This is a genomic window from Curtobacterium sp. NPDC087082, assembly GCF_044745045.1.
In the GTDB taxonomy this organism is placed as follows: Bacteria; Actinomycetota; Actinomycetes; order Actinomycetales; family Microbacteriaceae; genus Curtobacterium.
In genome coordinates this window covers 940424-955474 of record NZ_JBIUZN010000001.1, presented here as the reverse complement: position 1 = coordinate 955474, position 15051 = coordinate 940424, and the positions used below count along the sequence as shown (strand labels likewise).

17 protein-coding genes and 1 tRNA gene are annotated in these 15051 nt (G+C 69.2%); 4 read left to right on the top strand and 14 right to left on the bottom strand.

Annotation, left to right across the window (positions count from 1 at the left end; genetic code table 11):
- Positions 1-7: 7 nt before the first annotated feature.
- The 5 genes from ACIPEP_RS04630 to ACIPEP_RS04610 all read right to left on the bottom strand — a co-directional run bounded on the left by ACIPEP_RS04630 (position 8) and on the right by ACIPEP_RS04610 (position 5346).
- Positions 8-847: a carbohydrate ABC transporter permease gene (locus ACIPEP_RS04630; protein ID WP_070418381.1), complete on the bottom strand. Its 840-nt coding sequence runs from the start codon at positions 845-847 to the stop codon at positions 8-10.
- The gene (locus ACIPEP_RS04625; protein WP_092386365.1) at positions 840-1835 is read right to left on the bottom strand and encodes a carbohydrate ABC transporter permease; all 996 of its coding nucleotides are present in this window, start codon (positions 1833-1835) and stop codon (positions 840-842) included. Before ACIPEP_RS04625 ends, ACIPEP_RS04630 begins: the two co-directional genes overlap by 8 nt.
- Before the next feature lie 216 nt (positions 1836-2051).
- Entirely contained in the window at positions 2052-3353 is a 1302-nt protein-coding gene (locus ACIPEP_RS04620; RefSeq protein WP_070418380.1) for an ABC transporter substrate-binding protein, read from the bottom strand.
- 92 nt (positions 3354-3445) lie between these two features.
- Positions 3446-4603, bottom strand: coding sequence for a Gfo/Idh/MocA family protein (locus ACIPEP_RS04615; protein WP_402716618.1), 1158 nt, complete (start codon positions 4601-4603; stop codon positions 3446-3448).
- Positions 4600-5346, bottom strand: coding sequence for a sugar phosphate isomerase/epimerase (locus ACIPEP_RS04610; RefSeq protein WP_092386363.1), 747 nt, complete (start codon positions 5344-5346; stop codon positions 4600-4602). Before ACIPEP_RS04610 ends, ACIPEP_RS04615 begins: the two co-directional genes overlap by 4 nt.
- Positions 5347-5491: 145 nt before the next feature.
- Here ACIPEP_RS04610 and ACIPEP_RS04605 point away from each other — a divergent pair, with 145 nt between their 5' ends.
- Together ACIPEP_RS04605 and ACIPEP_RS04600 are read left to right on the top strand one after the other, a co-directional pair.
- On the top strand, positions 5492-6703 hold the full coding sequence (locus ACIPEP_RS04605) for an ROK family transcriptional regulator (RefSeq protein WP_071302604.1): 1212 nt from the start codon (positions 5492-5494) through the stop codon (positions 6701-6703).
- Between the two features lie 123 nt (positions 6704-6826).
- Positions 6827-7546, top strand: coding sequence for a YqaJ viral recombinase family protein (locus ACIPEP_RS04600; RefSeq protein ID WP_336698527.1), 720 nt, complete (start codon positions 6827-6829; stop codon positions 7544-7546).
- On the opposite strand, the gene ACIPEP_RS04595 is transcribed toward ACIPEP_RS04600, so the two are convergent.
- The 6 genes from ACIPEP_RS04595 to ACIPEP_RS04570 form a co-directional block, all read right to left on the bottom strand.
- The gene (locus tag ACIPEP_RS04595) at positions 7543-8151 is read right to left on the bottom strand and encodes a Pr6Pr family membrane protein (RefSeq protein WP_156794870.1); all 609 of its coding nucleotides are present in this window, start codon (positions 8149-8151) and stop codon (positions 7543-7545) included. The two genes, ACIPEP_RS04600 and ACIPEP_RS04595, sit on opposite strands and share 4 nt — an antisense overlap.
- Positions 8152-8238: 87 nt before the next feature.
- Positions 8239-8928 (bottom strand): 50S ribosomal protein L1, encoded by a 690-nt coding sequence (rplA, locus tag ACIPEP_RS04590; protein WP_070418374.1) that lies wholly within the window; start codon positions 8926-8928, stop codon positions 8239-8241.
- Positions 8929-9016: 88 nt separating this feature from the next.
- Entirely contained in the window at positions 9017-9448 is a 432-nt protein-coding gene (rplK, locus tag ACIPEP_RS04585) for a 50S ribosomal protein L11 (protein WP_022906459.1), read from the bottom strand.
- A gap of 142 nt (positions 9449-9590) precedes the next feature.
- Positions 9591-10640, bottom strand: coding sequence for a transcription termination/antitermination protein NusG (gene nusG / locus ACIPEP_RS04580; RefSeq protein WP_071296714.1), 1050 nt, complete (start codon positions 10638-10640; stop codon positions 9591-9593).
- 119 nt (positions 10641-10759) lie between these two features.
- Positions 10760-11023: a preprotein translocase subunit SecE gene (gene secE / locus ACIPEP_RS04575; protein WP_370871658.1), complete on the bottom strand. Its 264-nt coding sequence runs from the start codon at positions 11021-11023 to the stop codon at positions 10760-10762.
- A gap of 35 nt (positions 11024-11058) precedes the next feature.
- Positions 11059-11131: transfer RNA gene (locus ACIPEP_RS04570), tRNA-Trp, on the bottom strand.
- A 181-nt stretch (positions 11132-11312) separates the two neighbouring features.
- On the opposite strand from ACIPEP_RS04570, the gene ACIPEP_RS04565 reads away from it, so the two are divergent.
- Positions 11313-12494 (top strand): pyridoxal phosphate-dependent aminotransferase, encoded by a 1182-nt coding sequence (locus ACIPEP_RS04565; RefSeq protein ID WP_071296736.1) that lies wholly within the window; start codon positions 11313-11315, stop codon positions 12492-12494.
- A gap of 76 nt (positions 12495-12570) precedes the next feature.
- On the opposite strand, the gene ACIPEP_RS04560 is transcribed toward ACIPEP_RS04565, so the two are convergent.
- Genes ACIPEP_RS04560 through ACIPEP_RS04550 form a run of 3 tightly spaced genes read right to left on the bottom strand, consistent with a single transcriptional unit; the run spans position 12571 to position 14473 of the window.
- Positions 12571-13599 carry a UDP-N-acetylmuramate dehydrogenase gene (locus ACIPEP_RS04560; RefSeq protein WP_402716617.1) on the bottom strand — a complete coding sequence of 343 codons (1029 nt, stop codon included), beginning with the start codon at positions 13597-13599 and terminating at the stop codon, positions 12571-12573.
- 2 nt (positions 13600-13601) lie between these two features.
- Positions 13602-14027: a MaoC/PaaZ C-terminal domain-containing protein gene (locus ACIPEP_RS04555; RefSeq protein WP_071296734.1), complete on the bottom strand. Its 426-nt coding sequence runs from the start codon at positions 14025-14027 to the stop codon at positions 13602-13604.
- The gene (locus tag ACIPEP_RS04550; protein ID WP_083295268.1) at positions 14024-14473 is read right to left on the bottom strand and encodes a MaoC family dehydratase N-terminal domain-containing protein; all 450 of its coding nucleotides are present in this window, start codon (positions 14471-14473) and stop codon (positions 14024-14026) included. Before ACIPEP_RS04550 ends, ACIPEP_RS04555 begins: the two co-directional genes overlap by 4 nt.
- A 117-nt stretch (positions 14474-14590) precedes the next feature.
- Here ACIPEP_RS04550 and ACIPEP_RS04545 point away from each other — a divergent pair, with 117 nt between their 5' ends.
- On the top strand, positions 14591-14962 hold the full coding sequence (locus tag ACIPEP_RS04545) for a hypothetical protein (protein WP_071296713.1): 372 nt from the start codon (positions 14591-14593) through the stop codon (positions 14960-14962).
- Positions 14963-15051: the final 89 nt, after the last annotated feature.

Sequence of the window (15051 nt, the reverse complement as noted above, 5' to 3'; positions counted from 1 at the left end):
GTCCCGCCTACTTCACCGCACCGGCCGTCAGGCCGGCGACGAACTGCCGCTGCACGATGAGGAACGCGATCACGACCGGGATCGAGACGACGAGGGACGCCGCCATGATCTGGTTCCAGTACACGTTCGTCTGCGTGGAGTACTGCTGCAGACCGACGGCCAGCGTCTGCCCGTCGCCGTTCGTCATGACCGAGGCGAAGAGCACCTCGCCCCATGCCGTCATGAACGAGTAGATGCCGACCGCGACCAGACCCGGACGCGCCGAGGGCAGGATGACCCGGAACAGGGCACCCATCGGGCCGGAGCCGTCGACCATCGCGGCCTCGTCGAGTTCACGCGGGATGGTCTCGAAGTAGCCCGCGAGCATCCAGATCGAGAACGGGAGCGTGAACGTCAGGTAGGTGATGATCAGGCCGGTCCAGCTGCCGACGAGCTGGATGCCGAGCGCGTTCCCGAGGTTCGTGAAGATGAGGAACAGCGGGAGCAGGAACAGCACGCCGGGGAACATCTGGGTGGAGAGCACCGCGGTGGTGAAGGTGCTCTTGCCCTTGAAGTTCCAGCGCGAGACACCGTAGGCGGCGAAGGTCGCGATGATCAGCGAGAACACCGTCGCGACCGTGCAGACCACGAGCGAGTTGATGAAGTACTTGCCGAGCGGGACCGTCGACCACATGTCGATGAACGGCTGGATGGTGATGTTCGTCGGGATCCACGTGAAGTCGTTCTGCACGTCACCGAGCGGCTTGATGGCCGTGGTGATCATCACGTAGAGCGGGACGACCGTGAACAGGGTCAGGACGACCAGGGTCACGACCTTGAAGGACTTGGCGCCGAATGTCTCACGCACGGACGGACCTCCGGTTGGTCACGGCGAGGTAGATGCCGGTGACGATGAGCAGGAAGATGAGGAGCAGGACGCTCATCGCGGCACCGGAGCCGAAGTTCCAGGTGATGAAGGACGCGTTGTAGATGTGGAAGCTCAGCAGGTCCGCCGCCGGGGGCTGGGCGGTCGAACCGAACAGCACGAACGGCGTGTTGAAGTCGTTGAACGTCCAGAGGAACATCACGAGCACGAGCGTCACGTTGACCGGGCGCACCATCGGCAGCGTGATCGAGCGCCACTGCCGGAAGGGCTTCGCGCCGTCGACCGAGGCGGCCTCGTACACGTCGTTCGGCACGGACTGCAGGCCGGCCATGAGCATGAGGAACGCGAACGGCCAGGTCTTCCAGATCGCCACGACGACGACCGAGACGAAGGCGTTCGAGCCGATCAGCCAGAACGGGCCGGTGCCGTTGAACAGGTGCAGCTGGTCCACGAGGATGTGGTTGATCGCACCCGAGTCACGCTGGAACATGAACTTCCAGGTGATGATGCCGGCGTACATCGGCAGCGCGTACGGCACGAGGAAGAGCGTGCGGAACAAGCCGCGACCCTTGAACGGCTTCTGCAGCGCGACCGCGGCAGCCATGCCGAAGGTCCACGAGAGCCCGACCACGAGGACCGTGAAGCCGCACGTGATGAGGAACGAGTTCAGGACGCCCTTGCCGATCGCCTGGTCGAAGTCGATGACGACCGAGTAGTTGCGCAGCCCCGCGAACGGTGCAGCACCCCAGTTGGCGATGAAGTACTTGGTGAGCTGGATGAACGAGATCCAGATGCCGGTGAGCATCGGCACGATGTGGATCAGCAGCTCGAAGAGGATGGCGGGCGCGACGAGCGCGTAGGGCAGCCAGTGTCCCTTGCGCTTCCGACCGGGCGGACGGCCCGACGTGGTCGGGCCCTTCGTGTGGGTCAGGTCGATGCGCTCGGAGTCGGGCAGGACCGAGGTGGACATGAGCGGGGGCCTTTCGGCAGGAGGGGGATCGGGTGCTTCGCGCGGACCGTGGCAGCGGTCGGGAGGCGCGGCATGCGTGAGCCGATCGGCTCACCCCCGGCGTGTGGCCGGGTGCGGAACCGCAGGTCGCGGGCTCGACGTGGGCGGGGCCGTGGACCTGAGGGGTGGAGGCCCGGGGCGCGTCCTGTCGGACGCGACCCGGGCCTCCTGGGCGGATCAACCAGCAGCCTGGGACACCTGGTCCTGGGCGGTCTGGAGCGCCGACTTGATGTCGCTGTCCGAGACGGTGGAACCGGTCGCGATCTTGGCGAACATGTCGTTCATCGCCTTGCCGACCGTGGACTCGAACTGGTCCTCGGCGGGCACCAGCGGGAGCGGCTTCGCCTTGTTGTTGTAGATGTCGAGGAACGTCTTCGTCTGCTCGTCGGTGACCGAGTCAGCAGCCGCGGCGAGCACCGGCAGCGCCGAGTACGGCTTGTCGAGCGTCGTCTGCGTGTCCGCGCTCGTCATGTACTTGACGAACTTGAGCGCGCCGTCCTTGTTCTTCGTGTTCTTGAAGATCGACAGGTTGATGCCGGCCGGGAAGGACGCGATGTCCTGACCGTCAGCGGTGGTCGGGAACGGCACGACGCCGAACTCGTCCGTCTTCATGCCCTGCGACGTGATGGTCGCGTTCGCGTTGTTCTGCGTGAGCATCATCGCGGCCTTGCCGTTCGCGAAGTCCGAGACGGCCTGGGTGCCGTTGTCGTACTGCGCGTTCGACGGGTTGACGACCTTGTCGGACTGCATCAGGTCGAGGTAGCGCTTGATGCCGTCGACGTTCGCCTTCTGGGTGAAGGTCGGCTTGCCGTCCTTGTCGAACCACTCGCCGCCGTTCTGGGCGGAGGTGATGAACGCGAAGTGCGAGTTCTCGGTGTACGAGCCACCGGCGATGGTGAAGCCGTACTTGTCACCCGAGGTGAGCTTCTTCGCGTCGGCGGTGAGGTCCTCCCACGTGGTCGGCGCTTCGATGCCGGCGTCCGAGAACATCTTCTTGTTGTAGTACAGGCCGTAGGCGAGGCCGTAGAGCGGGACGCTCGTGACGGTCTTGCCGGGCGCGCCACCGGTCGAGAGCGCGACCTTGCCGAACTTGTCGGACCCGCCGATCGCCTTCATCTCCGAGTCACCGAACTCCTGGAAGGCGCCGGTGGCCTGGAGCGAGGTCGCCCAGGTGTTGCCGATGTTGACGACGTCCGGGCCCTGGCCCGAGGTGACGGCGGTCTGGATCTTGTTCTGCAGGTCGTTCCAGCCGATGACCTGGAGGTCGACCTTGATCCCGGTCTCCTTGGTGAACTTCTTGAGGACGGGGGTCAGCACCTCCTTGTCGTTCTGGAGCGACGTGCCCTGGTTGGACGCCCAGTAGGTGAGCGTCTTGGAGTCGCCGGACGAACCGGAGCCTCCGGAGGAGCAGGCTGCGAGGCCGGTCACGGTGAGTGCCGCGGCCGCGGTGATGGCCAGTGCGCGGATGGCAGTGCGCATGACTCTCTACTTTCTCGTCGTTGAGATGGTGCAGGGGGTGGTACTGGTCGTGCTGTCGGGTGCTGCTGTGTGTGCGGTGCCGCTCCGGCCGGTCAGGCCAGGGTCGACGCCGCGGGGTCCCAGCCCTCGGGGAGGGTCGGGGAGGGTGCGACGGTGCTCTCCACGAGCACCGCCTCACCACGTTCGGCTGCCTCGGCGATGGAGACCATCACGTCGAGGACGTGGAAGGCGAGGGCACCGGGGACCCGGTTCTCCTCTCCTGCACGGAGCGAGCGGGCCAGGTCGACCACGCCGGTGCCGCGCGAGTAGGTGGACCCCACGGCGGGGATCGTCTCGGGTTCCTCGGAACCGAGTGCGTACAGCTCGGTGTCGCCGTCGAAGTTGTTCGGGTCGGGGAACACGACCGTGCCGGTCTCGCCCGCGATCTCGACGAAGCCGGTGCGGCCGCGGTCGGACTCGAACGAGAAGACGCTCTGCGCGCTGCCGCCGTTCTCGAACTCGATGAGGGCCGAGTGGTTCGTCGGGACCTCGACCGGGAACTCGGTGCCCGCCTTCGGGCCGGAGCCGATGGTGCGGGTCGCGCGGGACTTCGACGCGGTCGCGGTGACCTTCTTCACGGGGCCGAACGCCTGCACGAGGGTCGTGATGTAGTACGGGCCGATGTCGAACAGCGGGCCGGCGCCGTACGCGAAGAGGAACTCGGGGCTCGGGTGCCACGACTCCGGGCCGGGGCTCTGGAAGAGCGTCAGGCCGTTGAGCGGGGTGCCGATGCGACCATCGCGGATGGTGCGCAGCGCGGTCTGGAGCCCGGCGCCGAGGAACGTGTCCGGGGCGACGCTGACGGTCTTGCCGGCGGCACGGGCGGCGTCGCGCAGTTCGGCGGCGCTCGCACGGTCGAGGGCGTAGGGCTTCTCGCCCCAGACGTGCTTGCCGGCGGCGAGGGCCTGCAGGGCGACCTCGACGTGGGCGGCCGGGATCGTCAGGTTGACGACGATCTCGATGTCGTCGTTCGCGAGGAGCTCCTCGACCGTGCCGGAACTGGCGACGCCCCACTTCTCCGCCTGGGCCGCTGCGCGGGGCAGGTCGATGTCGGCGATGAAGTGCACCGTCACGTCGGGGAAGACCGTGAGGTTCGAGAGGTACTGGTCGGAGATGACCCCGGCGCCGATGACGCCGACGCCGACCGGGCCGGTGCGGGTGGTCTCGGTGGCGTCGACCTGCGTGTCGGTCGCGGTGGTGGTGTCGGTCATGCGCGGGCCCCCTCGAGGAACGTGTAGGAGTCGGTGACGGCCTGGAAGACGTCGCCCTCGTGGTCGTCGAGCTCGACGACGTGCAGCGCGTCCGGCGCCGCGGCGATGATCTCGCGGATCGGCATGACACCGTTGCCCACAGCGACCTGCTTCTTGTCGTCGTGCGAACCGTCGCCGTCTTTGACGTGCAGGAACTGGACCTTGTCGCCGTACTTGCCGATGATCGCCACCGGGTCGTCGCCGCCGACCTTCACCCAGTAGGTGTCGAGTTCGAGCACGACGTCGTCGGAGAGCGCGTCGGCGAAGACCTCGTAGGCGGAGACGCCGTCGATGCGGTTCGAGAACTCGAACGCGTGGTTGTGGTAGCCGAGAGTGAGACCGTGGTCCGCGGCACGGGGAGCGAGGGCGCTCAGCTCGCGGGCGATGGCCTCGACGTCCTCGCGGGTGGTCCAGCGGGCCTCGTCGATGTGCGGGTCGATCAGGGTCGTGAGGCCGACGGTGACGCTCGCGTGGAAGATCTGCTCGAGGTCCTGCTCGCCGGCGTCGAGGAGCCGGGCGTGGCCGCTCGGGCTCTGCAGTCCGGCCGCGGCGAGGGCGTCGCGCAGCGCCTCGGCGCGGTCGACGAATCCGAAGGCCTCGACGTTCGTGTAGCCGATGTCGGCGATGCGCTGCAGCGTGCCGGGCAGATCGGCAGCGAGGGCGTCGCGGACTGTGTAGAGCTGGACCGAGAGCGGTTGGGTCACCAGGGGTTCTCCTCGTCGAGATGGTGTGGTCGACGTCGACCGAGCGTCACACTATGACCACTTTTGTCGGCGGTCAAGCAGAAGTTCGTGGTTCTTCGACGAACTTCGTTGCGTGGCGCGTTCGATGTGTGCTTCACTCCCCCACATGGTCGACTTGAACCGGACGGCAGCGTCGCCTCCGGTCGGGACGAGCGAGCTCTTCCAGATCCTCCGCGACGGCGTGCCGCGGACCCGGGCCGAGCTCGCCAGCCTGACGGGACTCGCGCGCTCCACGATCGGCGTGCGCCTCGATGCCCTCATCGAGGTCGGGCTCGTCGGACCCGTGGACACCGCGGCGTCCACGGGCGGACGCCCGCCTGCGCAGGTGGCGCTCATGCCCCGCGCACGCCTGGTCATCGCCGCCGACCTCGGGGCCTCGCACGGCCGCGTCGCCGTCACCGACCTCGTCGCCGAGCCGCTCGCCACCCGCGAGGCACGCATCGACATCGCTGCCGGCCCGGTCCCCACCCTGACGTGGCTCGTCGAGACGATCGACGCGCTCCTCGACGAGGTCGGCCGCGCCCGGGACGACGTCATCGCGATCGGCATCGGCGTCCCGGGGCCGGTCGAGTTCTCCACCGGACGCCCCGCGAACCCGCCGATCATGCCGGGCTGGGACGGCTTCGACGTGCCGGGATGGCTGCGCGCGCACATCGCCGCCCACGTCCTGCTCGACAACGACGTGAACATCGCGGCCCTCGGGGAGCGCGAGCACGGCTGGCCGGGCGTCGACCACCTGCTCTTCGTCAAGGTCGCCACCGGCATCGGCTCCGGGATCGTCTCGGACGGCGAGCTCCAGCGCGGCGCGCAGGGCACCGCGGGTGACATCGGTCACGTCCGGGTCTCGAGCGCCGGCGACGTGCCGTGCCACTGCGGGAACACCGGGTGCCTCGAGGCCGTCGCCTCCGGTCCGGCCATCGCCCGACGACTCCGCGCGAAGGGGCACGACGTGCACTCCAGCGCGGACGTCCTCGAACTCGTCAACCGCTCGGACCTCGACGCCATCCAGGCGGTGCGCCAGGCCGGACGTGACATCGGCGAGGTCCTCGCCACGTGCGTCTCGCTCATGAACCCGTCGGTCATCGCGCTCGGCGGATCGATCACGCAGGCCGGGGAGCACCTCCTCGCCGGGGTCCGCGAGGTCGTCTACTCCCGCTCCATGCCCCTCGCCACGGAGCACCTGGTGATCGCGCAGTCGCGGGCCGGGTCGCTCGCGGCGCTCCAGGGGGCGGCGGCGCTCGCCATCGGGTACGCGCTCTCCCCCGCGGGGGTCGACGAGCTGGTGACGTTCGCCGAGGGGCGCCAGCTGGTCTCCTGACCGGTGCGTCGCGTCCGTGGGTCCGCCGGTGCGTCGCGTCCGTGCGTCCGCCGGTGCGTCGCGTCCGTGCGTCCGCCGGTGCGTCGGTTTCGTCTCGTCGGTGCGTGGGGAGAGAATCGACGGGTGACGATCGTGCAGCCCACCCTGTGGGGCGACCTGGACCCCGGCCTGGAGGCGCAACCCGCCCCCGGCACGCCGGCGTCGGTCGCATCCGTGGCCGGCTCCACGGCATCGGGCCCCGTCGTCCACGACGCGTTCACCGCGCTCCGGGGGCACACCGAGCGCATCGTCGCGCACTCGTCCGACCGCGTCGCGTGGCTCCGCGCCCGCGCCATGGGCATCACCGCCACCGACGTCGCCCGGCTCGCCTCCCTGCGCGCCGTCGACGCGGTCGTCACCGACAAGCGGTACGGCTCGCGGTTCTCCGGCAACTCGTACACGGAGCACGGCAAGGAACGCGAACCGGTCATCGCCGCCTGGGTCGCCGCGACGCACGGCATCCAGCCGTCCGCGCACCTGTTCCACGCCGCCACCAACCGCGCCCACCTCGCGACCCCGGACGGCGTCGGCGTCGACGGTTCGTCACGGGTCGTCCTCGCCGAGATCAAGACCACCGGCAAGGGCTGGCGGAGCATCCCCCGGCACTACCTCCGCCAGATCTGGTGGCAGCAGTACGTGCTCGGTGCCGACCGCACCCTGTTCGTCTGGGAACGCCACGACGGCTTCGTGCCGGTCGCCGACGAGCCCGAGTGCCGGTGGGTCGACCGCGACGACGACCAGATCCGCGGGCTGATCCAGCTCGCCGACCTCGTGCTCGACCGGCTGCGCGACTTCCGGAGCTAGACCTTCACGATCCGCAGGCGACTCATCCCGATGACGAGCACGCCGAGCAGGACGATCGACACCGCCACCCCGAGGCAGTACAGCGCCACGACGCCGTAGCCCAGGTCGGGGTTCAGGAACGGGTACGGCACCCATCCGTCCGTCGCGCCGCGGACCAGCACCACGATCGTCCAGACGGCCGGGTAGATCAGGAACCACCACACGTGGCGGAGCAGGAGCTTCGACCGGTCGGAGAACAGCAGCCAGTCCAGCACCGCGTACGCGGGGAGGACCTTGTGCAGGATGTCGTTCGACCACTGCACGTTCGCCGACACGTCGACCCCGGTGAGCAGGGTGTTGTAGACGATCCCCGTCGTCGCGATGTACACCGTCGCCGCGCCGCGGAAGAGACTCACGCGCAGGTCCCCGCGCTTCCGGCGGGCCGCCGCGACGAGGGTCACGGCGAAGGCCAACGCGATGATGATGTTCGACTGGATCGTGAAGTAGCCGAAGAAGTTCCACGGGTTGTAGCTCGGGAGCTTCGAGCTGACCAGCCACTGCCCGACGATGGCGGCCACGACGGCGATGACCGCGAGCAGCCGGAGCGAGTTCACGAGGGTGCGCACCAGGCCACGCTACCGGCACACTGCCCCGGGTACGCGAAAGGACCCGCACCGGGAGCGGTGCGGGTCCTTCCGAGACTGATCAGTGGATCAGATGCTGTTGACGTCGAGCGGGATGCCCGGGCCGAAGGTCGTCGAGACGGCGCCCTTCATGATGTAGCGGCCCTTCGAGGCGCTCGGCTTGAGGCGGTTGATCTCCTCGAGCGCGGTCGAGATGTTCTCGTCGAGCTGCTCCGGCGTGAACGAGGCCTTGCCGACGACGAAGTGCACGTTGGCGTGCTTGTCGACGCGGAACTCGATCTTGCCGCCCTTGATGTCGTTGACGGCCTGCGCCACGTTCGGGGTCACGGTGCCGGTCTTCGGGTTCGGCATGAGGCCACGCGGGCCGAGCACCTTACCGAGACGACCGACCTTGCCCATGAGCTCCGGCGTCGCGACGGCGGAGTCGAAGGCGGTGTAGCCCTCGGCGACCTTCGCGATGAGCTCGTCGCCACCGACCTCGTCGGCGCCGGCGGCGATGGCGGCCTCAGCCGCTGCGCCGACCGCGAAGACGATGACGCGGGCGGTCTTGCCCGTGCCGTGCGGCAGGATGACCGTGCCACGGACCATCTGGTCCGCCTTGCGCGGGTCGACACCGAGCTTGAGGGCGACCTCGACGGTGGAGTCGGTCTTGGTGGAACCGGTCTCCTTCGCGAGGGCGACTGCCTCGGTGGGGGTGTAGAACTTGTCGGCCTCGATCTTCGCGGCCGCGGCCTGGTAGGCCTTGGACTTCTTCGCCATGGTGTTCTCCTTGGGAGCTACGTGGTTGACGAGCCGGCGCGGCTCTCCCACGGAAGGGTGTTCGGTTGTGTGCCTGAGCAGGTGGGGCTTACGCCTCGACCGTGATGCCCATCGAGCGAGCGGTGCCGGCGATGATCTTCGCGGCCTGCTCGATGTCGTTGGCGTTCAGGTCGGCCTGCTTGGTCTCGGCGATCTGACGGACCTGGTCCATCGAGATCTTCGCGACCTTGACCGTGTGCGGGGTCGCGGAACCCTTCTGCACACCCGCGGCCTTCTTGATCAGCTCTGCCGCCGGCGGGGTCTTGAGGACGAACGTGAACGAACGGTCCTCGTAGACGGTGATCTCGACCGGCACGACGTTGCCACGCTGCGACTCGGTCGCCGCGTTGTACGCCTTGCAGAACTCCATGATGTTGACGCCGTGCTGACCGAGCGCCGGACCGATCGGCGGGGCCGGGTTGGCGGCGCCCGCGTTGATCTGCAGCTTGATCAGGCCCGTGACCTTCTTCTTCGGTGCCATGACTTGTCTTCCTCCTGGAATCGAACGCACGGGGATCCGTGCACTCTCCCGCTGGCCCGGCCGTTCCGGACCGCGGTGAAGCCCCGCACGCACGAAGCGTGCGGGGCCAAACTCGTTGAGTCTACCCGATGATCGGGTTGGACTACAGCTTGGTGACCTGGTCGAAGCTGAGCTCGACCGGGGTCTCGCGCTCGAACAGCGAGACGAGGACCGTGAGCTTGCCACTCTCCGGCTTGATCTCGGAGATCGACCCCGGGAGACCCGCGAACGAGCCTTCCTTGATGGTGATCGTCTCGCCGATCTCGAAGTCGACCTCGGCCGCCGGCTGGGACTGTGCGCCGCCGGAGCCCTTCGCGCCGCCCTTGGTCGGAGCGGCCTCGGCCACCTGGACCAGGGACTTCAGCATGCCGAACGCCTCGTCGAAGCGGAGCGGCGTCGGGTTGTGGGCGTTGCCGACGAAGCCGGTGACACCCGGGGTGTGCCGGACGACGGACCACGAGTCCTCGTTGAGGTCCATGCGGACGAGCACGTACGAGGGGATCCGGACGCGGGTGACCAGCTTGCGCTGCCCGTTCTTGATCTCGACGACGTCCTCCATCGGGACCTCGACCTGGTAGATGTAGTCCTCCATCGACATCGAGACCATGCGGTTCTCGATGTTCGACTTCACGCGGCGCTCGAAGCCCGCGTAGGAGTGGATGACGTACCACTTGCCCGGCTTCATCCGCAGCTCGGCCTTGAAGGCCTCGTACGGGTCGACCTCGGCCTCTTCTTCGGCTTCTTCAGCGTCGAGGGCCTCGTCGGCGGCGAGGGTCGCGTTGGCCTCGGCCGCGGTCTCTGCTTCCAGCTCGACCTCTTCTTCGTCCTCGACTGCCTCGACGGCGGCCTCGGCCTCGTCGGCGGTGTCGATCTCGAGCGCGTCGTCCACGACGGCGTCGGCCTCGGGGTCGCGCGACTCGGCCAGCGCGGTGAGCGCCTCGTCGATGCCGGCGTCGACGGTGCCGTCGTCGGGCTCGTCGCTCAGGCCGAGGGACTCGTCGTTCTCGTCCTCGATCTCGATGGCTCGCTCTTCGGCGGACTCGGCCGAACGCTCCTCGCCGGTCTCGACGTCGCCTTCCTGGTTCTCCTCGACTTCGGAGGACTGCTCGGCAGCCGTGGCGAGGTCGATGTCGTCGCGGGAGTTGTCAGACACTGTCGAATCTTTCCGTTCGGTGATGCGGATCGGGTTGGCGGGCGGATCGGTTCACGACCGGCGCCGTCTCGGGCGACCGTACTCCTGTCCGCGAGCGGTCAGGACAGCCGGTGTCCGGCTCAGGCCGTCGGCCCGTTGCCGAACACGTACCCGACGCCGAGTCCGAACACGAAGTCGAGGACCGACACCAGGATCATCATCACGACGACGAAGACCAGGACGACGCCCGTGTAGCTGAAGAGCTCCTTGCGGGTCGGCGTGACCACCTTGCGGAGCTCGCCGAGGACCTGACGGATGAAGAGCACGATGGCAGCGAACGGACCACGGCGCTCGGCCCGGTCCTGCTTCGCCTTGGCGACGACGTCATCCGCCGTCGTCTCCATGTCTTTGCTCGCCAACTTCTACCCTTCCAGATGTGCAGGGCGGACAGGACTCGAACCTGCAACCTGCGGTTTTGGAGACCGCTGCTCTACCAATTGAGCCACCGCCCTTCGGACACGGTTCGTCACCGATCCGTGTTCCGGTGGTCGAGTGTACGGGAGTCCGTCACACGGTGTCCACTTGACGGATGCTCCGGCGTGCCGCGCCGGTAGGCTGGGCCCCGTGAGCACCGAAGCCCCAGGCCCCGAGTCCACCGCCCACCCCGCTGCCGCGACCACCGATCGGCCGCGCATCGCGTCCCGCATCGCCGCGATCGCCGAGTCCGCGACGCTCAAGGTCGATGCGAAGGCCAAGGCGCTCAAGGCCGCTGGCCGCCCGGTCATCTCGTTCGCCGCCGGCGAGCCGGACTTCGCCACGCCGCAGCACGTCGTCGACGCCGCCGTGCAGGCAGCGCAGGACCCGAAGAACCACCGGTACACGCCCGCGACCGGCCTGCCCGAGCTCAAGCAGGCGATCGCCGAGAAGACCGCCCGCGAGTCCGGCATCACCGTCGACCCCGCCCGGGTGATCGTCACGAACGGCGGCAAGCAGGCCGTCTACCAGGCGTTCCAGACGATCGTGGACGACGGCGACGAGGTCCTCCTGCCGGCGCCGTACTGGACCACCTACCCCGAGGCCATCCGGCTCGCCGGGGGCGTCCCCGTCGAGGTCTTCGCCGGCAGCGACCAGGACTACCTCGTCACGGTCGACCAGCTCGAGGCAGCCCGCACCCCGAAGACCAAGGCGCTGCTGTTCTGCTCGCCGTCGAACCCGACCGGCTCGGTGTACACCGCCGAGCAGACGAAGGCCATCGGCGAGTGGGCGCTCGAGCACGGCATCTGGGTCATCAGCGACGAGATCTACCAGGACCTCGTGTACGACGGCGTGCGGTTCACCGGCATCCTCGAGGCGGTCCCGGCCCTCGCCGACACGACGATCCTCGTCAACGGCGTCGCGAAGACGTACGCGATGACCGGGTGGCGTGTCGGGTGGTTCATCGGCCCGTCCGACGCGGTCAAGGCGGCGTCGAACCTGCAGTCGCACCTGTCGAGCAACGTGTCGAACGTGTCGCAGCGCGCCGCGATCGCCGCGCTGACCGGCCCGCAGGAACCCGTCACGGCCATGCGCGAGGCCTTCGACCGCCGTCGTCAGGCGATCGTCGCGGGTCTGAACGCGATCCCGGGCTTCGTCACGCCGACCCCGCACGGCGCCTTCTACGTCTACCCCGACGTCACGGCGCTCCTCGGCCGCGAGTGGGCCGGCTCGACTCCGACCACGACGCTCGAACTCGCCGACCTCATCCTCGAGCACGCCGAGGTCGCGGTCGTACCCGGTGAGGCGTTCGGCCCCTCCGGCTACCTCCGCCTGTCGTACGCGCTCGGTGACGACGACATCGCCGAGGGCGTCGCGCGGCTCGCGAAGTTCTTCGCGTAGTCACCCGTCGATGCAGAACGGCCCACCTCGTCGAGGTGGGCCGTTCCGCGTTGCGGGCCAGGAGGCGCGGCTCGGCTCAGGCGAGCAGGTCGCCCACCACGACGGGTTCCGGCACGAGCGAGACACCGAAGCGGTTCAGGACGGTCACCTGGACGTAGCGGGCGAGTTCGGCCACCTGGGCGGCGGTCGCTCCCCCGCGGTTCGTCAGCGCGAGCGTGTGCTTCGACGAGATCGCGGCGCGGGACCCGGGGACGGCGTACCCGCGGTGGACGCCGGCGTGCTCGATGAGCCACGCGGCGCTGAGCTTCACGTCGTCGCCCGCCGGCCAGCGCGGCGCCTCGGCAGGCAGGGTCTCGGCGAAGGCGGCGGACACGATCGGGTTCGTGAAGAACGACCCCGCGCTCCACGTGTCGTGGTCGTCCGCGTCGAGGACCATGCCCTTGGACCCCCGGAGCCGCAGGACCTCGGACCGCACCGTCGCCGGCTCGACGAACGCCCCGAGCTCGACGCCGAGCGACCCGGCGAGCTGGGCGTAGCGGACCTGGACCCCGGCGCCCCGGACGGTGCCGAGCCGGAACTCGACCGTCAGCACGGCACCGCGCCGTCCGTGCTTGAGGGTCGAGGTGCGGTAGCCGAGCGCCAGCTCGGCCGCTGGTACCCAAGCGCGCTCCCCCGTCGACGCGTCGAGGAACTCGATCCGGGTGAGCACGTCGGACAGCTCGACCCCGTAGGCGCCGATGTTCTGCACGGGGGCGGCGCCGACGGTGCCCGGGATGCCGCTCAGCGCCTCCAGGCCCGTCCAACCGTTCTCGACCGTCGTGGCGACGAACGCGTCCCACGGCTCGCCGGCCGCGACGCGGACGGTGACGCCGTCGTCGTCCGCGTCGTGCTCGATGCCCGTCGTGCGCACGAGCACGACGGTGCCGTCGAAGCCGTCGTCGGCGACGAGCAGGTTGCTGCCGCCACCGAGGACCAGCCACTCGTCGTCGTCCCACGCCGCGGTGACGTGCGCGACGAGCTCGTCGGTGGTCGACGCCGTGAGCAGCCGCGCCGCGGGACCACCGACGCGCAGCGTCGTGAGGTCGGCGAGCACCGACTCCGTCACGGTCAGCGGAACGCCACCGTGACCTGCGCCTTGCCGAGCACGGTCTGCCCGGCGGCGGTCACGGTGAGGTCGATGCGCTGCGGACGGCCGTCGTCGTCGACGGTGCCGACCTTGGCGACGACGCCGACGGTGGCGCCCTGCTCCGGGTCGACGACCACGGGGCGGGTGAACCGGACGCCGTAGCGGACCACCCAGCCGCGGTCGCCGAGCCACTCGGAGACCGGCTGCACAGCCAGTCCCATCGTGAGCATGCCGTGCGCCAGGACACCGGGCAGGCCGACGGAGGCGGCGACGTCGTCGCGGTAGTGGATCGGGTTGAAGTCGCCGGACGCGCCGGCGTAGCGGACGAGCGAGTCGCGGGTGATGTGGACCTCGCGCTCGGCGACGACGGTGCCGACCTCGAGCGCGGTCACGGGTGCGGTGGTCATGCGTCGTCTCCTCGGACCACGAGGGTGGAGGTCGCCGTGACGACGTGCTCCCCTGCGGCGTCGTTCATCGTGCTCTCGGCGGTGACCATGGCGTTGCCGCCGAGGGTCTTCACGCTCGTCACCGTCAGGGTCGCGGTGAGCTCGTCCCCGGCGACGATCGGTCGCTCGTAGGCGAAGGCCTGCTCGCCGTGGACCACGCGGGAGAAGTCGATGCCGGCGTCGGGCTCGGCGAGGAGCTGGGCGAGCGTGGCCTCTTGCACGACGACCGCGAAGGTCGGCGGGGCGACGACGTCGTCGTAGCCGGCGGCGCGGGCGGCCTCGGGCTCGTGGTGGATCGGGTTCGTCGCGAACACGGCGCGGGAGAACTCGCGCACCTTCTCGCGACCGACCAGGTAGGGCTGGGCCGGCGGGAACGTCCTGCCGACGAGCTCGGGGTTCACAGACACGTCCGGCAGTCTAGCGACGCCCGCTCGGGGGGCCTGTGTTCATGAGTATGCATCGGCTATGCTGACCCGACGCGGTTCGGGGGAACCGACACCGATCTCCGGGGATGGGGAGGAACGATGGACCACACGACCGAGTTCGCCGTGCACACGGGCGACCGTTGCACCGCGATGGAGGCCGCCGGTGCCGCCCTGCAGCAGGCGGGGCACCACGTCGAGTCGACGGGCGGGACGCTCACTGCGACGACGGGCAACCGGGTGCTCACGATCCTGCTCGGAGCGCTCGTGCACCCGTCGCGGGAGTTCCGGCGGTACGAGCTCTCGACGACCGTCACGGGGACGTCGACCACGATCACGCTGCGGCACTCCGGGCACGGCACCGCGGTGTCGGGCGGGGAGATCGGTGCGAAGCGGCGGCACGATGCCTGGCGCAGCACGGCCGCGGTGATCGAGCGGGCACTCCGGCAGGCGGGCGTGCTCAGCGCGCGCTAGCGCGGGGCCGCGAGCCGCGCGGGCGCGTCGCCGGGCGCCGCACAACGCAAGTCACTGCGAACCGCGTCTTCGCACGGTTCGGCGTGACT